General features: G+C 43.2%; 20 protein-coding genes and 1 tRNA gene. 4 read left to right on the top strand and 17 right to left on the bottom strand.

Annotation, left to right across the window (positions count from 1 at the left end; translation table 11 throughout):
- Positions 1–81: 81 nt before the first annotated feature.
- The 10 genes from G5B11_RS08205 to G5B11_RS08165 all read right to left on the bottom strand — a co-directional run bounded on the left by G5B11_RS08205 (position 82) and on the right by G5B11_RS08165 (position 12154).
- Entirely contained in the window at positions 82–342 is a 261-nt protein-coding gene (locus G5B11_RS08205) for a heavy-metal-associated domain-containing protein (RefSeq protein ID WP_173727566.1), read from the bottom strand.
- Between the two features lie 24 nt (positions 343–366).
- A complete protein-coding gene (locus G5B11_RS08200; protein ID WP_330603100.1) occupies positions 367–2724 on the bottom strand; it encodes an ABC transporter permease in 2358 nt (785 codons plus the stop codon).
- Between the two features lie 9 nt (positions 2725–2733).
- Positions 2734–3432, bottom strand: coding sequence for an ABC transporter ATP-binding protein (locus G5B11_RS08195; RefSeq protein WP_173727608.1), 699 nt, complete (start codon positions 3430–3432; stop codon positions 2734–2736).
- A 138-nt stretch (positions 3433–3570) separates the two neighbouring features.
- On the bottom strand, positions 3571–4491 hold the full coding sequence (locus G5B11_RS08190; RefSeq protein ID WP_173727565.1) for a transglutaminase domain-containing protein: 921 nt from the start codon (positions 4489–4491) through the stop codon (positions 3571–3573).
- Positions 4492–4612: 121 nt separating this feature from the next.
- Positions 4613–6091, bottom strand: coding sequence for an FMN-binding protein (locus G5B11_RS08185; RefSeq protein ID WP_173727563.1), 1479 nt, complete (start codon positions 6089–6091; stop codon positions 4613–4615).
- Between the two features lies 1 nt (position 6092).
- Entirely contained in the window at positions 6093–9323 is a 3231-nt protein-coding gene (locus G5B11_RS08180; protein ID WP_173727561.1) for a penicillin-binding Tp47 domain C-containing protein, read from the bottom strand.
- Positions 9324–9405: 82 nt separating this feature from the next.
- Positions 9406–10503 (bottom strand): FAD:protein FMN transferase, encoded by a 1098-nt coding sequence (locus G5B11_RS08175; RefSeq protein WP_173727559.1) that lies wholly within the window; start codon positions 10501–10503, stop codon positions 9406–9408.
- 228 nt (positions 10504–10731) lie between these two features.
- Positions 10732–11496: a 4Fe-4S binding protein gene (locus tag G5B11_RS08170; RefSeq protein ID WP_173727557.1), complete on the bottom strand. Its 765-nt coding sequence runs from the start codon at positions 11494–11496 to the stop codon at positions 10732–10734.
- Positions 11493–11600 (bottom strand): FMN-binding protein, encoded by a 108-nt coding sequence (locus tag G5B11_RS19560; protein ID WP_244092947.1) that lies wholly within the window; start codon positions 11598–11600, stop codon positions 11493–11495. The genes G5B11_RS08170 and G5B11_RS19560 overlap by 4 nt, the downstream gene beginning before the upstream one ends.
- Positions 11576–12154 (bottom strand): FMN-binding protein, encoded by a 579-nt coding sequence (locus G5B11_RS08165; RefSeq protein WP_244092946.1) that lies wholly within the window; start codon positions 12152–12154, stop codon positions 11576–11578. The genes G5B11_RS19560 and G5B11_RS08165 overlap by 25 nt, the downstream gene beginning before the upstream one ends.
- 184 nt (positions 12155–12338) lie before the next feature.
- On the opposite strand from G5B11_RS08165, the gene G5B11_RS08160 reads away from it, so the two are divergent.
- Together G5B11_RS08160 and G5B11_RS08155 are read left to right on the top strand one after the other, a co-directional pair.
- The gene (locus tag G5B11_RS08160; RefSeq protein WP_173727556.1) at positions 12339–12830 is read left to right on the top strand and encodes a Gx transporter family protein; all 492 of its coding nucleotides are present in this window, start codon (positions 12339–12341) and stop codon (positions 12828–12830) included.
- 134 nt (positions 12831–12964) lie between these two features.
- Positions 12965–13675, top strand: a complete 711-nt coding sequence (locus G5B11_RS08155) for a glycosyltransferase family 2 protein (RefSeq protein ID WP_158422204.1) — start codon at positions 12965–12967, stop codon at positions 13673–13675.
- A 66-nt stretch (positions 13676–13741) separates the two neighbouring features.
- On the opposite strand, the gene G5B11_RS08150 is transcribed toward G5B11_RS08155, so the two are convergent.
- Entirely contained in the window at positions 13742–14179 is a 438-nt protein-coding gene (locus tag G5B11_RS08150) for a GatB/YqeY domain-containing protein (RefSeq protein WP_158422203.1), read from the bottom strand.
- Positions 14180–14257: 78 nt separating this feature from the next.
- Entirely contained in the window at positions 14258–15343 is a 1086-nt protein-coding gene (locus G5B11_RS08145) for a serine/threonine protein kinase (protein ID WP_173727554.1), read from the bottom strand.
- Between the two features lie 59 nt (positions 15344–15402).
- Between G5B11_RS08145 and G5B11_RS08140 the strand changes: the two genes are divergently transcribed.
- Positions 15403–15873: a hypothetical protein gene (locus G5B11_RS08140; RefSeq protein ID WP_158422201.1), complete on the top strand. Its 471-nt coding sequence runs from the start codon at positions 15403–15405 to the stop codon at positions 15871–15873.
- Between the two features lie 143 nt (positions 15874–16016).
- A complete protein-coding gene (locus G5B11_RS08135; RefSeq protein ID WP_173727552.1) occupies positions 16017–16565 on the top strand; it encodes an OB-fold protein in 549 nt (182 codons plus the stop codon).
- A gap of 152 nt (positions 16566–16717) precedes the next feature.
- Here G5B11_RS08135 and G5B11_RS08130 read toward each other — a convergent pair whose 3' ends face one another.
- The 5 genes from G5B11_RS08130 to G5B11_RS08110 form a co-directional block, all read right to left on the bottom strand.
- A complete protein-coding gene (locus G5B11_RS08130; RefSeq protein WP_173727550.1) occupies positions 16718–17452 on the bottom strand; it encodes a class I SAM-dependent methyltransferase in 735 nt (244 codons plus the stop codon).
- Positions 17453–17539: 87 nt separating this feature from the next.
- Positions 17540–18097: an HD domain-containing protein gene (locus G5B11_RS08125; RefSeq protein WP_173727548.1), complete on the bottom strand. Its 558-nt coding sequence runs from the start codon at positions 18095–18097 to the stop codon at positions 17540–17542.
- Entirely contained in the window at positions 18097–19221 is a 1125-nt protein-coding gene (locus tag G5B11_RS08120) for a DUF362 domain-containing protein (RefSeq protein WP_158422197.1), read from the bottom strand. Before G5B11_RS08120 ends, G5B11_RS08125 begins: the two co-directional genes overlap by 1 nt.
- 313 nt (positions 19222–19534) lie before the next feature.
- Positions 19535–19608, bottom strand: a tRNA-Arg gene (locus tag G5B11_RS08115).
- A 246-nt stretch (positions 19609–19854) separates the two neighbouring features.
- On the bottom strand, positions 19855–21249 hold the full coding sequence (locus G5B11_RS08110; RefSeq protein WP_173727546.1) for an aminopeptidase: 1395 nt from the start codon (positions 21247–21249) through the stop codon (positions 19855–19857).
- Positions 21250–21316: the final 67 nt, after the last annotated feature.

Genomic DNA, 21316 nt, shown 5'->3' with positions numbered 1-21316 from the left:
ATTCATTCAACGGGATAAAGGTAACACTATTCCCCCTTTCCTGTCAAGCCAAACAAAGGCTTATTTCTTTCACTCTCATTTTTATTTCTTCCGTAATCTTGAAAAGAACCCTTTCTTCTCATAATGAGCCTTTTCCATCCCCTTATACTCATAGCCAGTTTCTTTGATCACAGCCTGCAGTCTGTCTTCCGGAATATCCTCTTCTGTAAGGATCACAGTTTCTCCTTTTGTGTGAGAGGATGTAACCTTTTTCACAGGAAAAGCCCTGCGGATAGAATCATTGACATGGGACTCACACATCCCACACTGCATACCGTCGATTTTAATAGTAATCTGTATCATATTCTTTTCTCTTTTCTGTTTAATTTATTCCACATTCTTTAATGCCTGATCCATTGGGATCTTCTTAATTTTCCTATACTGCATTGCAGCCACAAAACCATAAACACCAAGCCCCATTGCTACCATTTCCGGATAGATCACAGGATCCAGATACAATGTCAGCCACCCACTGAAATCCATCATGATCACCTTATAAATGGCAGTCATGATCCAGGAAGCAGCTGCCAGACTGAGAATTATGGAAAATATGACCACCCAGGTAGTTGATGTAAGATACAGACTTATGATCTCTTTATTCTCATAACCCAGGATCTTTACCATGGATATGGATGCACTGTTTTTCTCTATGATCAGTTTTGTCAACAGATAGATCAGGATTGCAAAAAGTATAATTGCAAACATATTGACCAGGTAAAACATGCTTCCCATGGACACAGTCAGCTGTCTGGATACCTTAGTCAGATCATCCTCTGTAATGGTTGTGGCAATATACTGTTCATCAATATCTTTAATTTCTTCATTTGAGAAGTATCCGTTAAAATAATCCTCTGCCTTGTCAAAGGTATTCCTGTACTCCTGGATAGGCATGAACACTGCCAGAGCAGCCGGATAATCATAGGTTCCTGCCACCTGAAATGTATAAGTATCGTCTGCATAAGGCTCTTTTAATGTTAATTCATCCCCGATATGGATATTGTATTTTTCAGCCAATCCGTCAGACAGATATACCCCTTCATCCTTAAAATCAAGGTCTACATACTGGCTGTCGTCCTGGATACCGTATACGGTAATGCTCTCTCCATCACGATTCTTCGGCATGTTTTTCAAGGAATAAGCACAGAATTTCTCAGCTCCTTCTGTCTTCGTATCAAGAGACGGTATAAGCATTTTCTCCAGGATTCCCATCAATGTAAGCTTATTTTCTTCTGAATCTGCGTCCGCTTCTTCATCCTCTTCGTCCTCCGGTACATTTAACATGTACTGATACTTTGCGATCATGTTATCCATGATCTTCTTCTGATAATTTGACAGAAGCGGAGTCATCATCATACCAAACAGAAGCAGGATATTGGCAAACAGAATTCCAATAAATAAGGTAATATAGCCTGATTTATTCTGTAAGATAATGCGGATACGAAACCGGTTCATAAAACTGAATGCCGGCAGGCGTACTGCCTTTTTCTTTTTGGATCTGCTTAAATCCCTGCGGAGAAATTTAAGCGGGGAGAGAGTCAGCTTTCGGTAGATCAGCATAATATTGATCACCAGCATCAGCACAATAGGCACTACTGTAGTAAGCACAAATGCCTTTCCATTCCACCGTGTCACATAAGTAGGAAGGCTGTAGCTTCCGTAATACATATCTGCACAGATATCTTTTAAATAAGTATAGCCTAATATATTTCCGATCACAGCAGCTGCCAGTGTTACAAGAATAGGCAGTGCAATATAGTGCCTCAGCAGTTCTCCTCTGGTATATCCTGAAGCTCTTAAAGTACCGATCACAGAAGCCTCTTTTGTGATCGTATTATTAGTAGTGACAGCAAATACAAAGGCCATGATCACGATCAGGATATACAGAAGAACCTCCATCATGGTCTGGTCCCCCCCAATATCATCCCCTGCAAAATGGATCGCCTGATTGGAATACTGTGGGATATAGTCTGTAAGAGAAACATTTCTGGCAAGGACCTTCATAAAATCCTCAGACATATTTTTTTCTTCTGTTTCGTTCTTTGGAGCCTTATCATACTGCCAGGAATACCGGTAGCTGAGATGAGCAGTTCCCAGACTGTCAAAACCGGGATCTGTCATAATAGCAACCCCGAACTTTACAGCGTCAAACATCATATCGCTGTTATCAGAAAAAAGACAGCTGTAATCGGACAAGGCCACCAGCCCTGTGATCTTCATATCCTTATCAGCGATCTTCATGGAATCCCCAACAGACAAATGGTTATTATCCGCATACATACGGTCAATGGCGATCTCATCCTCTGCCTCTGGAAGCTCTCCTTTCATCACACAGATCAGATTCATGCCTGTCCGGTTCTTGTAAATTCTCATGGTTCCGTCTGTCTTCCCGTCAGAATCTGCGTCTGCATCTTCTTCCACAAAGAAGTTTTCTTCAATCCTGACTCCTTCCTTTTCCAGCCTTTCCAGTTGTGCCTGCGAAGCCTTTGAAGACAGTGTAAAATTACCATCTTCTATATTATATTTTTCAAAGCTTTCATCGTAGGCAGCTGACATGCTGGATCCAGCCACCAGAAATCCTGATACAAAGCCAATGGTCAGTGTCATAAAAAGAAAGATCACCAGGTATTTCCCCAGATCTGTCTTTAATTCTTTTGGAAGACGTTTCAATAATGGATTTTTCATCATTTCACCGCCTTACCAGTCAAGATCTTCCGCCGAGATCTTGGTTTCATTCACATAGTTTTTCCGGATCTGACCATCCCTCAGCTTGATCACACGGTCTGCCATATTCTTAATGGCATCATTATGTGTTACCATGATCACTGTATTGCCATATTTACGGTTCACCTCCTGGATCAGCTTCAGGATCTCCTTGGATGTATTATAATCCAAGGCACCGGTGGGCTCGTCACAAAGCAGGATATCCGGATTTTTTACAATAGCTCTTCCAATAGCAGTCCTTTGCTGCTGTCCACCGGAAAGCTGATTTGGCAGCTTGTGTCTGTGTTCATAAAGCCCCAGTGTTTTCAGAAGATCATCTATATCCAATGCCTTATCGCTTAAGTAGGCCCCTACCTCCACATTTTCCTTTACATTCAGGTTCGGGATCAGATTGTACATCTGAAACACATAACCCAGATGCTTTCTTCTGTATTTTGTAAGGGTCTTTTCATTCATATCTGCAGTCTTTTCGCCTTCAATAGAAATATACCCCTCATCTGCATCATCGATTCCACCGATGATATTCAACAGTGTTGACTTTCCTGATCCGGATGGCCCAAGCAACACACAGATTTCCCCTTTTGCAACAGAAAAATCAATTCCGCGAAGAACCTCTGTCCTGCTCTCTCCATCTCCATAGCTTTTTTTCAGATTATGTATTTCCAAAAACATAACTTCTTTTTCTTCCCTTTGGGAATCTCCTTCCTCCTTTTTTGTTAGTATCATCTAACTCCAATTATTCTACTGCTTTTCTCTCCAAAAGGAAATGGCACCAATTGAGTTATTTTTCTCAATTAGTGCCATTTTTCTTTAGAATTTATAAATCTGATCGGAATTATATCGGTTAGGGGAATTAGGTACACCCATTTTATTTCCCATGTTATCCCAGTATCCGCCATTGATCAGAACCCAACAATGAGTCATAGGCAGCTCAATCACATAAGGCTTGTATCCCAGTTCCTTTGCAAGTGCTGCAAATGCATTAGCGAACCCGTAGCAGTTGCCGCACATGGTATCCAGAAGGTCGTAGGCACAGTATTTTGGCCAGTTCTTCTGACTGGTAATAGGAAATTTATTTGACTGGAAACGGATCGTATTCAGGTAATACCAACACTGCCTTAGCTTTGTATTGGTTGAAGCAGAAGGCGTAGTCACTTTATTAATTACTTCCATACATTTGATCTTCAGCCTGGTATTAATATCATCCCTGGCATATCCGTTCCTGGTGAAACGGATCTCCCCAACCTTCCTGCCGGCTGCACATTTACCATTCCTGTAGGAATAATACAGTTTTCCCTTTACCACATTCCATCCGGTAACAGGGGTTCCTGAAGGCTTTACATAATAGTATGCGTTCTTTACCTTCATAATGGCATTACGCCTTGGTGCCAGAAGCTGACCCTTTTCGTTGAAAATATAGTAGGTACCCTTGATCTGTACAGATCCGGTTGCTGCATTGCCATTATTTCCAAAGTAATATTTCCGACCACGGATCTTCTTCCATACCCGGCGTACCTTCTGGCCTTTTACATAATAACAGTAATTCCTGCCTTCCCGAACCAAGCCTTGTTTTTTCTGAACTAAGACCGGTGCTGCTGTATCCGCCTCATTCTGAACAGTTCCTTCCTGGATCTGTGCCTGCGCCTGCAATGGCAGACCTGCAAAAAACCACACAGACGCTGTCGCCAGAAGCCACATTGCTGTCTTCTTCATGTTTACAGTGACTCTCATTGTAACAACTCCTTTTCCCCCAAAAGTATATCCGAATTAATTGTAAATACTTTTGTCCGAATAATCAAGGTGAAAAAACAGTTATAAAAAGATGTTGGGAGGGGCAAAAGTCCTCTTTATTTTATTTTGCCTGGACAAGAGCTGTCTTAACAGCATCCAGAATACCTTCTGATGAAAAAGTTGCCCCACTGACTGTATCGATTCCTTCCGCTTCCTGTTTTGCCAGGATCTGTGGGTAAATGCTTTCCCATGCATCACCAAAATATTCTATGGAATCACTGTTAGTCTGGTTTATAGCTGTGATCCTGCCTCCAGAAACCGTTACCGTTACTGTGACAATACCGCTGTATCCATAGGACTGTCCTGTATAGGTACCATCCTTATAGAGAACAGAAGGTGTAGGCGTAGTTTCCGCTCCTGGTGTAACCTCCGGATTTTCTGGCTCCGGGGCAGGCGTTGGCATCGGTGTTTCTGACGGTATTGGTGTGGCTGTAGGCGCTGGTACAGCTGTGGGTTCCGGATCATCCTGATCCGGCTGGGTAAGTGGAACGTCCTCCGGTACTGTTATCGGCTGTGAGGGAATCTCCACGCTTTTCCTTGCTTTACTAAGAGCTTCGTTTATTGCGCCCATGATTCCGGCGGAAGAATAGGTGGCTCCGCTTACTGCATCCACTCCCTCCAGAGACTGATTTGCCAGGATCTTGGGCTGGATACCCTCCCATGCCTTCTGGAAGAATCTTGGGGTATCCTTGTGACTGGAAGTGATCTGGGTGATCCTGCCATCTGCAATAGTAACCGTTACCGTAACGATCCCGTTAAAGCCCTGAGAGCTTCCCTGATATGTTCCGTCTTCATAACCGTCTGATGCTCCCTCATCAAGCCCGGACAGCATCTGTGACAGATTCTTTTTCATTTCCTTTTCACTTAGATGTTCTTCTTCCTGTGCGGCATCATCTGTACTGGAGCTGCTTTTCCCTGCTTTGGAAAGGGCATTCTGAACAGCAGAAATGATCCCGTTGGAAGAATAAGTGGCTCCGCTTACTGCATCCACATTTGGATTCTGAGCAGAAAGAATCTTACTGATCACGCCCTGCGCTTTGGAAAGATAGCTTCCTGTCTCTCCGGATGCACTTACAATATTCACAGCTGTGATCTTTCCTCCTGCAACTATAACCTGTACGGAAATCTGTCCTCCAAAGCCGGTGCCGCTTCCTGTATAGGTACCGTCCCGATAACCGTCTGACGGAACTGCTGTGGTAGGCGTATGGGTAGTTCCCATTCCGCCTCCAACTGCTGCCCCGGAAGAGGAAGAGGCCGGTCTTGTATGACTGGCCTTCTTAATACTATTCCTCTTATTACTTGTTTTGTCAGACCGGCTTTTTGTGCCTGTCTGACTTTTTGTACCTGTCTGGCTCTTTGTATTTTCCGTTTCAGAAACGGATTCCGTTTTCCAGATTGCCAACTGGGAAGCCTTCACGATCTGTGTCTGTGCAATTTCCTGCCCGGAAAGGACTTCATCGCCCTTTCCGGATACAAGAATGGCTGCTATTACAACCGCCGCTGGTGCAAGCTTTCCCCAATGGCTGTATTTTTTACTCATATTATTTTACTGTCACCTTAAATTTCTTAGATACACCATTGCATTTTACTGTAATGGTTGCTTTTCCTTTTTTTACGCCCTTTACAACACCCTTGGATGTAACGGTTGCGATCTTCTTATTGCTGGAAGTATATGTGAGCTTACCGGAAATATTTGTAGTTGCTTTGATAGAAGTTTTTCCTTTTACCTTGATCACTGCGGAAGACTTCTTCAGCTTCAGCTTCTCATTTACATAAACAGCTACCTTTGTTTTGTAATTTCCGCATTTCACAGTAATCACAGCTTTACCTGTTTTCTTCGCTGTAACTTTACCCTTGGAATTAACAGCAGCAACCTTTTTGTTGCTTGATTTATAAGTTACATTTCCGCTGATTCCGGTAAGTACCGGTACGATAGCTGCGGACTTTCTGGTCTTCAGGTTAAGTACAGCTTTCTTAACAGTAAGAGAAGGTTTCACTTCCGGTGCCGGTGTCTTTGTTGGCTCTACGGAAGGTGTTGGCGTTACGGTTGGTTCTGCAGAAGGCGTTGGTGTGGCAGTTGGCTGTGCCGGCACTGCAGTAGGGACAGGTGCCTTTACAAGTGCTGCGATTGCTGCATTTAAGTGCTGGATCCCTTCATTTAATACTGGTGCCTTAGGTTTTGCTTTTTTAAGTGCATCTTTCAGTTCGCCTAATTCTGTCTGCATAGCAGCCCAGGACTCTGCGGTATAGTCACTTTCTTTCAATGCTTCTGCTGCATTTACTGCAGATGTTGCGGATGCAATTTCCTCTTCTGTAGCATTGGCCATAGCCTTAACTATATTTTCCTCTGCTGCATTAACAATAACCTGTGTATCTGCATATCCAAGTGCATAAACGGTAATCACCCATTTTCCGGTTCCGTCTGTTCCTTCCGGAAGCTGGCAGCGAAGAGAATTTGTCAGTCCAAGCTGGATTCCGTTTGTTTTGTGCATCCAGTTATCTGCTGCGAATTTTGTTCCATAAGATGCGAGAACCGTTTCACCTGTGCCATAGTAATCCCAGCGTACTGCCTGCATATGTGCACCAAGATCACCATAATTGCCGGTAAGATCAACTCTTAAAAATTCTCCGTAGCTTCCATCTGCCGGTTTTACAGTTACGACCAGTCCATCCGCTGTCTTTAACGCCTGATCCTGAAGCCCGGACTCTGTACCTGCATTGTTTCTTGCACTGAATGCAAAGCTTCCGTTCTCCTGTAATACAGCTGTCTTTAAACCATTTGTATTCTCAGTAACAGTTGCAGTTGCTGTGTAAGCACTCAGTTTCTGTTCTCCGTAGCCGCCGCTCATGGCTGCGCCATTCTCTACGATCTTGCTTCCGTAAGCTGCTTTAAAAGCTTCCAGATCCTCATTGTTGACTTTTACAGGCACATATTTCAGCCCATATACATCATACTCTTTCAGGACATGTGAACCTTCAGCATCGGTGATAACGCCTCTTTTATAAGCAGCCGTGCTTCCATCTGTAAGGATCATAGTGCCGCCATCTGCGCTCCAGCTCTGAACCGGGAATGTTTTTCCGTCTGTTGTATAAATAACTGTAGTACACTGGAAGCTTCCTCTTTGAAGTCCGTGATTCACAGTAGCTCTTGTAACTGTATCAAATGCACCTTTGTCATGTTCATCCCTGTCGTCAGTCTCAGCATTTGCCTCTGTGCTTCCTGCCATGTATACGCCTTCGTTTGCCCAATACTCAGACCAGGTAAGGCCTACATACATATAGCTCCATTCATCTGATTCAGACCTTACGGCTGTAGTGGTAAGGTCAGCATAATCATCACTGGTCACCTTTACGGTGTACTCTTTGCCAGCCTGTGCCACCTTCTCATCTGCAAATGTTACTGCTGCAGATCCATCCTCACCGATTGTAACTGCTGTTTCCTCTGCCATGTAGGTCGTCTTGGAATTTCTTCCGGAACCTGTTACATAGTAAACAGAAACCTTTGGATTTTTAAATTTGTCCAGGCCTGTTACTTTGACAGTATTCTTGTTTTCAAAAGATGCTGTTACAGCCTGTTTCATAGCATCTGTAGCCTGTTTCTTTACATAGATTCCATTTGCAAAAGAGTATACATATCTTCCTTCTGGAATAATGTAAGTAATCTCTGTAATCGTTTCTCCCTGAAGACCTGCATCTTTGGAAAATGCCAGTTCATATGGCTGTACCCAGATTTCCTGCAAATGGCGAAGGCCTACTGTCTTGCCGCTCTTTGTTTTCAGGATCACACCCTGTACGTTGGCAGCTACCGCAAAATCTCCTTCTCTGGAATTGCGGAGATACTTTGTGCTTGTCTCATTGACCTTGATCACATAATCTCCCCAGCGTGAAGAGGTTTCCAGTGTTGCTGTTGCATCCGTTACCTTTGTCTGCGCAGCATCTGCTATCTGCCATTTTCCATATGAGCCGCTGGAGCTTAAGACTTTATACTGAACCACTTCATCTGAAGGACTTTCATTCAATACGATCCCTGCCGCTTTTGCATATACACCATCAGAGGGCAGTTCCCCTGCTGCTTCAAGGATCTTTGCCTCTACATAATCCTTATCCCCAACCTTAACACTTACATTTTTTACACCATTGATCTTATATCCATTTTCATCAGGTGTAGTTGCATCTGCATTTGCAAAAAGCTGATTCTTTTTCGTTGTTGCCGAAGTTACTGAATCATAAACCGTGGAGTCAAATGGCCCTGTTTTATAAAAATCTGTATAACTTAAAGTTGTCTTACCATAATAAAAACGCCATGAAAAATAAGTGTTGCTTTCATCTACTTTATAGTAAACGTTTGAATCACCAATCTTATTGTATCCTGTCGGAGCAGTGGAGCCATCTGCAACCTTTGTCCATGGATAGGTGTAACCGGCAACCTGAACCTCACCTCTATCAGCAACATCCTCTGCCTCTAAAGTATCGGTCTCTACAGTCTCTTCTTCAGATGTAAATAATGAATCCTCCTCAGAAGCTGCATCCTCTGTTACCTCTTCAGGCACATCTGCAGTGTCCTCCGGCACCTCTTCTACGCTGGCATCCGTTGGTGCTTCTTCTGCCAAAACATCCTCTGACACTTCTTCTGCGGAAACATCCTCTGTTTCTACAACGGTACCATCACCAAATGCATCTGCTGCCAGGATTGTGGTTGGCATGCTGGTTGCTGCCACTGCCAGGCTTAAGAAAACCGGTGCTGTTTTTTTCAATACATTCCACTTATGCATAACCTCTCTCCTCTCTGAGTTTATAATTTTTCATCTATAGATATCCCGTCCAAAAATGTTTTGGGAATCATCTATCATTTCTTTAATCGGTCTGTAATGCTTTTACTGTGTAGCTGTCCTTTAAAAGACGAAACCGTTCTTTCATCCCATCGGTCATAGTCACATGATGGTCTTCATCTACAAAAAGTGCTTCTGCATTGTATTTTTCCAGAAGTGACTGTGACTTTTCCCTGCCCAGTATAAAACAGGCTGTGGAAAGGCCGTCTGCTGCCACTGCATCATCACACACAACGGTTACAGAACACACACCGCTATTTGCAGGATATCCAGTTTCAGGATCCAGAATGTGATGATATCTGACCCCGTCTTCCATAAAATACTTTTCATAATCTCCGGATGTGGAAAGAAATTCTCCACCGTCAAGGGCAACTGCTCCCAGATAATCCCCTTCTGTTTCCCTTGGATCCGTGATAGCGATCTGCCATTTACTTCCATCTGGCTTTGTACCGTAAGTCAGCACGCTGCTGCCTCCAAGATTTACAAGTCCGGCCGTGATCTTTTGCTGCTTCTGCAGATAATCTGTAACCTCTGCACAGCCGATTCCTTTTCCAACTGCCCCAAGATCCAGAGTACAGCCTTCATCCAAAGTGATCTTGTTTCCCTCCAGATGAACTTTCTCATAACCGGTTAGTGCCAGAAGCTGTTTCAGTTCATCTTCATCCGGAATGTGAGGATTTTCGCCGCCAATATCCCACAAACGAATTACCTGTCCAAGAGTAGGATCCAATGCACCGTTACTGTTTTCACTTAACTGCATTACTTTCTCCAGATAAGAAGCCAGCTGATCCGGTACTTCCATGGTCTGCCCTTCACTTGCGTTGATCCTGGCGATCATAGAATCCTCCTGAGTCCAGGAAAGCCAATCGCTTTCTATCTTCCGAAGCAGGGTGCCAATCTCTCCGGTCACATCTTCCCCGGTGGTGTAAATACTTTCTGTAACTACCGTATCCATGGCAAGATCTGTTGCTGTATATAATTCAGGCTCTGCGGCATATGCAGCCTGACAGAGGGCGATTGTCCCGGCTGCACATACTGCCGCAAGCAAGAATTTCCCATATGGATTTGCTTTTCGGTTTATTTCTTTTTTATTTATTTCTTTTTTTATTTGTCTCTTTCTCATTTATTTCTTTCTCATTTGTTTCTGATCTATCTATTAGTATCATCTAACCGTGCTTAGTTAGTATAATATTGTATAGAAAAAAATGTCAATTCTTTTCAATCAGTCTTATCTAACTTTTTTTATCATTTAAAACGTAAATAAGTTTGTTCTAACCATTGGACATAGAATTACCCTCGACTCATGCTTTAGTTCCATGTCATCATAGTATTTTACAAATATTAACATCCCTTATGCATCGCCTGTATGGATGTTCTGCTTGGGACAAATAGCCTGGCAGGCATGACAGCAGATGCATTCCCCTGATCTGGACGTATCACCGTCAATATCCAGATGCGCAGGACATCTTTTTTTACAGGCTCCACATTTCTGGGGACAATTCGCCCTGTCTCTTTTCAGAAGTGCTCCGGGCACAATGGGAAGAATAGCAAAAACAGCTCCCATAGGACAAAAGAACTGGCAGAAGAACCGTTCCTGGGTACACATTCCTATCATGATCAGAACAAGAAGGAGGACTCCGACCTTATAAGACGCTCCCGGCAGTCTTCCTGCACGAAGCATGGAAAATACATCCCAGGGACTGGTACCCTGAAGCTTTCCGTATGTTCCGGTGGCACAGGCCAGCAAAATAGCTGCCAGGATCACATATTTGATCTTCTGCATAAAATAAACCGCTTTTTCCGGATAAGCCGGTTTCTTTTTCCTGTGCAGGACTTTGATCCAGAACCAGGAAAAGGTCTCATATAAAGCATCCCCAAGACTTCCAAAAGCACAGGCATAACCACAGAAATGACGCCCGAATAAAATCGTTGCAAGCACCAGGATCCCTGTGATATCAAGAAAAGAATTCCATTCTACCGGTGTTCCCTGCGAGATGGAATCGAAAATGGATCTGACTCCTGCAAATGCAGTAGAAAAAAGAGAAGGCGCCAGGATAAAGAACAAAAGCTGTATCCCGGCCCTGATCAGCCGGGTTTTTCTTATTCGCTTTTTCATTGATTTTCCGCCTTTCCCAGGGCATCCTCTACTGCCATCAAAATACCGGTAGAGCTGAAAGTAGCACCGGATACGGTATCTACATCTGTGCTCTGGGCTTCCAAGATACGGGGTCAATCACTGCTTTTCCCTGAGAAAGATACGCACTGTCTTCTTTCTCTGCACTGACTACCTGAATATCCGTTAAGGTATCATCCGCAATGGTGATCTGTACCTGGATATTGCCGCCAAATCCCTGACCATCTCCTGTATAAGTTCCATCCTTATATACCGGATCTGCTGTGTCTGTGCTGGTTGCAGTTTCTGTGTTGTCTGCATTTTCTGTGCTGTCTGCATTTTCTGTGCTGTCTGCATTTTCTGCGCTGTCTGCATTTTCTGCACTGTCTGTATTTTCTGTACTGTCTGCATTTTCTTCGCTTTTTGTCGTTTCTGTTTTCTGCTTTTCGCTTTCTGCCTTTGCCTTCTCCTGTACATCAAAGTTTTCCTGAAGTGCTGTAAGGATTTCCTGCTGCTGCTTTTCCAGTGCATCTACCCGCTTGGTCAGCTCCTCATTCTGTGTCTGATATTCCTTTTCCTGGGTTCTTGAATTATAAAAAAGGACTGCACCAATGATCACCACCAGGCAAAGAACCCGCATATAGAAATTTTGATTTTTCATAAATCTGTTTGCTCCTTTTGCTATTTACCTATTATGTTTCCAACTTGTGAATTGTATCATCTTTCATTTTATATGTCCATAACTTTTGTTACATATGTCTAATTTATATTTTTGTATTCTAACTTTTCATTGCATTTTCTTTTTGACCATGTTATGATTCTCTTTGTATGAAAGGAAGCAATCTATGAAACAAAAAACAGCCTATCTGGGGCTTTTTACAGCTGTAGCCATTATCTTTGGCTACGTAGAAACACTGATCCCGGTTTTCGCCGGGATCCCGGGCATTAAGCTTGGTCTGGCCAATTTAAGTGTTCTTTTTATTCTGGAAAGATACTCATTAAAAGAAGCAACCTTGGTATCTGCAGTGCGGATCCTGGTGATCGGCTTTCTTTTTGGCAATATGTTCAGCATTCTTTATAGCCTGTCCGGTGCAGCCCTCAGTCTTATCGTCATGACACTTATGAAAAAATTCTCAGATTTTTCCATTCCAGTCATCAGCGTAGCAGGAGGCGTCACCCACAATGTGGGACAGCTGCTTGTAGCCATGGTCATTGTGGAAAATACCAGCCTTTTGTATTATGCACCTGCACTTCTGGTGTCTGGTGTGATCACAGGCCTGCTGATCGGATGGCTCACAGATGAAGTACAAAAAAGAGTCCCCGTCTCTTATTCATAATCTGCTCTACGCAGACTGCCGCATATCATCTGCTGGCTACATAGTTCACCAGCATTTACAAACGGCCATGAAAATAGTATCCTATAAGCATCAAAACAGGTGGCAGCTTCGCTACACATTACAAGGAGAATTTCATGGATAAATTATTTATAGTAATCCCGGCTTATAATGAAGAAACCAACATTCGGCGTACCATTGATGAATGGTATCCGATTGTAGAAAAATATAACGGCGATGGACAGTCCAGACTGGTGATCATCAATGACGGCAGTAAAGACAATACCTACCAGATCCTGTGTGATTGCGCCAAGACACGCCCGCTTCTCACCCCTCTTACCAAGCCTAACGGCGGACATGGTCCTACTTTGCTTTACGGATACGATTACGCCATCAAAAATGGGGCTGATTTTATCTTCCAGACAGATTCTGACGGCCAGACCAACCCGGAGGAATTCCATCAGTTTTGGGCAGCTCGTAACAGCTATGATGCAGTGATCGGCCAGCGCAGTGTACGAGGCGACGGCAAATCCAGGAAATTTGTGGAAAATATTGTTTGTTTACTTCTTCGGATGATCTTTGGTATCCGTGTTTCTGATGCCAATGCTCCTTTTCGTCTTATGAAAGCAAACCAGACCGCAGAATTCATCAAAAAGATGCCTGCTGATTTCAATCTTCCCAATATCATGCTTACCACTTATTTTGTATACTACAAAAAGCATGTGAAATTTATTGAAATTTCCTTTAAACCAAGACAGGGTGGTACTAATTCCATCAACATTAAAAAGATTGTGAAAATTGGCTGGAAGGCTCTTGGGGATTTCCGGCAATTAAAAAAAGAGCTGTGATTCGCTCTTATTTGTTGAAATAATATAACGAGGCCGCAAATCGTGGCCTCGTTGTTTTGTCTGGTTTTATTTGCAAATATCAGCCACCACCTGGTTGATCAGCTTGCCGTCTGCTTTTCCTTTCAGATCACCCATTACAGTTTTCATGATCTGGCCTTTATTCTTTGTTGCAAGAAGATCAGCAAATTTCTCTTCCAGATATGCACGGATCTCCTCTGCTCCCATCTGCTGCGGTGCGTATTTGGCGATCACATCATATCTTGCCTGATACTCTGCATGCAGGTCTTCTCTGCTTTCTGGACAGGTATCCAGCTGTTCTTTTACTGTTTTTAATTCCTTAAGAATCACCTGGTCTACCATACTCTCCGGAACATCCTCCCTGCATCCTGCATCAATAGCAGCTTTTTTAACAGCGGAAACCAGAGATGATACCGCATCCTTTGTTGTTTTATCTTTTGCTTTCATGGCTGCAACCATGTCTTTTCTTAAACCTTCAAGAGTCATCCTCAAAATTCCTCCTTTATTCTTTTCTGAAGATATCATAGCACTTTCCGAATTGCTTGTAAAACACAAAATGATTACTCAAAAATACCTGAGGACCATCTCCAACAGTAGTAACAATAAAAAGATCAGACACGTATCCAGAAGAACAATCCCAAGGTAATGAACGCTCCGCTTTTTACTGCCGCATAGGGGCATCAGCTTCTGGATTCCAAGGTAATTTCCGCCTACAAAAACCAATACAAGAGCACAAAGCAGAAAGCAAATCCGATTGATCCAAAGTGACGCCCCATAAGTCTTTTCCACAGTAATCCCCATAGATACACTAAGCAGCACAAAATAGCCTGCAAATGCCAGAAAATTCTTCCACAATACAGGTGTGCGGAATCCCGGCGGGCAGTATTTTCTCCACTGAGTTTCCTTCTGTTCCTGGCTTTTGCCATCACTGTAAGTGAAATCCTTAGTATTCCCCAAAGTACCAGCAAGTTCCTGTACGGATTGATAACGATCCTCTGGGTTCATCTGGGTACACCGCTGGATCACCTTTTCGTAAATCTCCGGAACCTTTTCATATACACGGATCCGTCCTGTCAGTTCCCTGATCAACACCCCCATCCCGTAAATATCCGTAAGCGGGGATGAGCTTCCAAAACCATACTGCTCCGGAGCCGCAAAGCCTTTTGTCCCAATCAGCATGGTGTCCTCTGCTTTTCCCGGAGTATAACTTTTCGCAGCATTAAAATCAATCAGCACTACCCGGTCTTCTGGTGTTATAATGATGTTAGAAGGCTTTATATCTCTATGGATCATCGGAGGCTCCTGCTGATGCAGACTGTTCAGGATCCTGCACAGTTCTCCTGTATATCGACGGATATCCTTTTCCGTTAATCTGCAGGTATCTATTTTTTCTTGAAGGGTATCTCCTGAAATATATTCCTCAATAAGGACCGCCTGTCCTTCCCCTTCCAAAAACTCCCTGATTCTTGGAACCCCTTCCAAATTAAGCTGCTGCAAACGTCGGTAAACTTCACCGTTGTAAACGGTCAGAAGCTTTTTTACATATATCTTCTTCGTTTCACGATGCTGAACGACTGAAATATGATGTTCTTCATTCAAAACTGCAATTTCCTGATAATAAGAAAGAACTAGCTGATTTTCCAGATTCATAAGCTTATCATTCCTTTTCTTCTTACAACGTACTATGATTTTATCACAAGGAGGTTTCTATGTGCACAAAAAATACCAGAGAACTAGAGGAGATTTTAGAAAACACCCATACCGGAACATATGACCAGTACTGCCGTACCTATGAGGACAGTCTGCTTCCTTCCCTCAATCCTTTTGGTGTTTATCTGAAAGAATGTCTGAAAAATAATCATATCACTCAGCAGCAGACATTTCTCCAGGCACAAATTCCTGAAGGATACGGGTATAAACTGTTATCCGGTGAAAAAAAGACCCGGCAAAGAGATGTGATCCTGAGGATCTGCTATGCCGGAAAGCTTACGCTTGCTCAGACACAACAGGCTTTGAAAAAATATGAAATGCCGCAGCTTTACGCCAAAATTCCACGGGATGCACTGCTGATGATCTGTTTTAATGACCGTCCCGGCAGTATCATTCAGGTTAATGAACAGCTTTGCCGCTACCAGTTTGAACCACTTAAATCCAGTGGCATGCAAAGTGAATCTGTATAGAACATACTTATAATTTTTCATACTTTTTCATAAATGTTCAGCACTTTCACAGTACAGTTTTTTCGTAATTTCCCACCCCTAGAGGGAGAATCATAACCCTAATAATATGCTATACTTTTATGCAAAACGAGGGGGAAATACATATGAACAATGAAAAAACCAAGAAATGCAAATATTGTAAATCAGAAATTCCTGCTGATGCCAGGATTTGTCCGCAGTGTCGTAAAAAGGTGAAGGGTGGAAAGCTGAAATGGATCTTTCTGCTGCTTGTGATCCTTATGATTGTAGGTGCTGCTTCCGGAGGTAAAAAGGAGTCTTCCAAAGGTTCAAGATCAGCAGGCTCCTTTGGCGAAAAAACAACAGTGACGCCTATCACTTACTTATCTATATCCGTAGATGATATGGTAGCTGAACTAGAAGACAACGCACTGAATGCATCGGATCATTACAAGGACACTTATCTGGAAATCACAGGGAAACTGTCCAATATTGATTCTTCCGGTAAGTATATTAATCTTGACCCTGTAAATTCTGACTTTTCCATTTACGGTGTGCAATGTTATATTTCAGATGATGCACAGCGCAATGCTATTTCCAATATGAAAAAAGGCGATACTGTTACCCTGAAAGGACAATGCACCGATGTTGGAGAAGTTCTCGGGTACTCCCTGGATATCGACGAAATTGAGTAGTCAGACCCGCAAAAAGGCTGTGAACTGCCACCTCTCAGGCAGCTCACAGCCTTTTTTGAACTCTAAAATACCGGAGACTATATCAAATGTGAATTTATCTCTCTTTTTGTAAACTGAGTACTGGAGACTATATAAATGTAAGTTGGTCTTTCTCATTGGGTATAACAATCATACCGAATTGCTTTTCCATTCAATGTATACGAAGGTTTCCTGCCTGCAAGAAATTCACTTTTCAGCGGTCTTTTTACAATGATCTTCTCCGGGTCTGCCTGAATCGCTGCATCAAAAAGATCCGTTTCTGCTGAGCATGGAGGTTCCAGTTTCTGGATCAGCTGAAGCTTTTTATTGATCAGGCTTGATTTCTGCCTGGCTGGGAACATAGGATCCAGATAGATCACATCTACAGGATCCAGTAATTTTCTCATGCATTCCACACTGTTGCCCTCTACCAGCTTCATCCTGGCAGCAATCTCCTTCAATACAGGATGCTTTCGTGCACGACGAAGTGCGTCTTTTAGAAGTACGGCAATCACAGGATTCTGCTCATACAAAGTCACTTCATATCCCTGTGCAGCCAGAAGGAACGCATCCTCACCCATACCAGCTGTTGCATCGATGGCTTTTCGCCCCTCTTTGTCAGATTTTGCTGCGCGCACCAGCATTTCATGCTGAAGCCTTCCGTTGGTCACACGGTGAAGCATGTTTTCAAAATCCCCCTGATATACAAGTCCATATCCTGTAAGGGAAACGCCTTTTGCATGAAACAACACGGTCAAACCGTTTCCAGGATGACTGGCAATGCTGCTACCAGTCTTTCTGGCAAACGACTCTGCCTGGTCACGCTGACCGCCTTTTTCAACACATATTACAAACTTATTATCATTCATACAATCTTATCACTTTCAGGAATTTCCGGTCAAATACATGTGGAACGCATTATGATACGGCCTATATAGCAACAGGATTCTTATCTCTCACCCTTTATAAAAACGGGAGTCTTCTCGGCTGAGATAAAACAATCGTCTGTATTCTTCTTCCACCTCTTCAAACGGCCGCACAGTATAATCCAGCTTAATATGGATTTCCGGCGGATCCCCAGGTTGTTTTTCATTCAGCAGTTCTTCCAGATCATACCAGAGCATAGCATTATCAATTGTCTTCACTGCTTCCCACTCTGTTTCTGTCAGATCAGAATTAAGAAATTTCTTAAAAATCATGCTTAAAAGCTTATCTTCCTGCTCCTGATATGCTTCCAGTTCTTTCTTAAAGGGCCGTGGTACATCAGACATATAGCATTCGCTTGCATCATGTAAAAGACATGCCAGTATGATCTTATTTGAAAATCCTCTGGCACGTGCTTCCTTTGCACAACATATGCTGTGCTCTGCCACTGACCAAAAGGAATGTACATGACCATTTCCCCGGCATATCATAGGCAGCGCATGGGCAATATCTTCCATACAGATTGCCGAAGGATCCGGATCTGTAGGATAGAAATGTTTCCCGGTAAAAGTTGTAATATAATCGCCCATTATTTCACAACTTTCAATTCATATTGTCTGGTACCCAGTCCCACCTTCTCAGCCTGATCTAATGTTGCCTTCCACTCAATATTGGGATTGGAATCTTTGAAATGATCATGATGACAATGCCAGCCCGGCTCTGCTAGATGCTCTCCCAGCTGACTGTTCCTGATAGGAGTTTCTTTCAGACATGCATCTGCACATGCCTGATCCAGGGCTACAGGGTCAAAGCTTGCAAACATTCCTACATCTGGAAGGATTGGAGCGTCATTCTCCCCATGGCAATCACAGTTGGGACTGATATCCTGTACCAGCGAAACGTGAAAACAAGGACGTCCATAACAGACAGCCTGTGCGTACTCTGCCATTTTACGATCCAGAAGTTCATTTGCACAGCTATTCGGATTGTATACTGCATCATAGCTGCAGGCTCCAATACAGCGGCCACAGCCTTTGCATTTATCATAATCGATCACAGCCTTTTTATTAACATATGTAATGGCATCGCTTCCGCACTCCTTTGAACAGCGTTTGCAGCCACGACAGGCTTCTGCGTTGATGGCCGGCTTCCCGCTGGCATGCTGTTGCATCTTTCCTGCACGGCTTCCACAGCCCATTCCAATATTCTTCATGGTTCCACCAAAACCGGTAGCTTCATGTCCTTTAAAATGGGTAAGACTAATAAAAATATCTGCATCCATAATAGCACGTCCGATTCTTGCGGTCTTGCAATATTCTCCGTTTACCACAGGTACTTCGATTTCATCCGTACCTCTTAAGCCATCTCCGATCAGGATCTGACATCCGGTAGTAATGGGATTAAATCCATTAATATTAGCACAGTCCAGATGTTCCAGTGCATTTTTCCTGCTTCCCGGATAAAGCGTGTTGCAGTCTGTAAGGAATGGCATTCCTCCCTGCTCCTTACACAGATCCGCCACTACCTTTGCGTAGTTTGGACGAAGAAAGGCCATATTGCCCAGTTCTCCAAAATGCATTTTGATTGCCACAAATTTTCCATCCATGTCAATGTCTTTAATTCCTGCTGCAATGCAAAGCTTTCTCAGCTTATCTAACTGGCTGGTTCCCACTTTGCAACGAAAATCCGTAAAATAAACAGTTGATTTTTCCATAATATACAAACCTCCTGAAAAGAATATTCCAGACATATGATCACACAAACATCCCATATCTTCCACATAGTGATCATATTCTCTACTAAATAGCATACCAAAAGTATGTTTGAAGTCAAGTTTTTTCACGAAATTGAATTGTGTAAAATATGAATTGTCCCCGATAGCAATGACTCAAACTATGAGAAACACGCTCCGCGAGTTTCTCAAGTTATCGCGGCAGTCGCCAAGGTCTCGTGCAAGCACGGACTTTGGCTCGTTGCTCGCGTAAAAAAAGGACAGAGCTTCATGCTCTGTCCCTTTCTTTTATCAGCGTGCGTTAGAGGATTCGAACCCCCGGCCTTTTGGTCCGTAGCCAAACGCTCTATCCAGCTGAGCTAAACGCACATCTTTTGCGAACTTGTTTCGCAACACTGAATATATTAGCGTATACGGACATTTTTGTCAAGCCTTTTTTATATTTTTTTATCGCATTTTTTCACATTGCTTTACAGCACTTTTTAACACTGCTTTACCGCGCTTTTATTTCTCAAGGCTCCCACTAAATATAAAGCCGGAAGAATCAGCATATTCACCAGGTGCAGTCTTCCTGCCGGTTACAAATAAATTCCTCATAGCCAGCTCTCCCAAGCTTTAGGCATCAAGCAAAAAAGCTTTATATGCTTTCTTAGCCTCATATACATCTGCCTTACTTGTAGCTTCCCATGGAGCATGCATGCTCAATACAGCCACTCCGCTGTCAATTACTTCCATCTCATAAAGAGCTGCAATATAAGCGATGGTTCCGCCGCCACCAAAATCTACTTTTCCAAGCTCTGCTGTCTGGAATGCAACGTTGTGGTCATCAAAAATCTTGCGCACTCTTGCCACATATTCTGCGTTTGCATCATTAGAACCGGACTTTCCTCTTGCTCCTGTAAATTTGTTCAATACGATTCCTCTTCCCAGATATGCGGAATTCTTTTTTTCAAAAGCCTCTGCATATGCCGGATCATATCCTGCACTTACATCAGATGAAAGCATGCTGGATCTGGAAAGTGCCCGTCTTACCTTCAACTCGCTGTACTGTCCAAGTGCTTCCATAAGCTCTGCCACACTGTTTTCAAAGAATCTGGACTGCATACCTGTAGCACCCACACTTCCGATCTCTTCCTTGTCTACCAGCAGGCAGCAATGGGTACGCACCGGTGTGTCCTCAAGCTCCAGCTGTGCCAGCAGGGAAGTATATGCACAAACTCTGTCATCCTGCCCGTAGGCAATGATCATGCTGCGATCAAGTCCACCTTCTCTTGCTTTTCCTGCCGGAACGATCTCCAGTTCTGCAGAAAGAAAATCTTCCTCATCAATCCCATATTTTTCATTGAGAAGCTTCAGCACATTCTCTTTTACAGCTTCTTTCTTCTTGTCATCTGGCAGATCCTTCAACGGTTTGGTGCCGATCAGGATATCAAGATTCTCCCCTTCGATCACTTCTGCAGCTGTCTTCTGAAGCTGCTTTGCGGAAAGGTGGATCAGCAGATCTGTAATATAAAGCACAGGATCTGACTCATCCTCACCAATCTTTACGTCAACAACTGTACCGTCTTTTCTTACGACTACACCATGCATTGCCAAAGGCAGGGCTACCCACTGGTATTTCTTTACTCCGCCATAATAATGTGTGTCAAGATAAGCCAGGTCTGTGTCCTCATACAAAGGATTCTGTTTGATATCCAGCCTTGGAGAATCAATGTGTGCGCAAAGGATATTCATACCTTTTTCCAAAGGCTCCTGGCCGATATGATAAAGGGCAATGATCTTTTTCATGCCAACTGTGTATACTTTGTCCCCTGCTTTTACAGATCCTCCCTCTGCCAGTTTTTTCTCAAGAGACTCATATCCTGCTGCCTCAGCTTCACGGATGATCTGTGTAACACATTCTCTCTCGGTCTTGCCTTGATCCAGGAAATAACGATATTTCGCTGCTGTTTCCTCCAGTTCTTTTTCTTCTGCTTCTGTATAAGCAAGCCATGCATTTCTACGTTCCATATTTTTGTTCCGCCTTTCTTTTTTTACCGTACAAATCTTTATTTATTATAAACCAATATCCGTTTTT

This window comes from Blautia glucerasea (genome assembly GCF_013304385.1).
In the GTDB taxonomy this organism is placed as follows: domain Bacteria; phylum Bacillota; class Clostridia; order Lachnospirales; family Lachnospiraceae; genus Blautia_A; species Blautia_A ammoniilytica.
The sequence above is the reverse complement of the archived record's forward strand: the minus strand, read 5'-3'. Positions and strand labels throughout refer to the sequence as shown.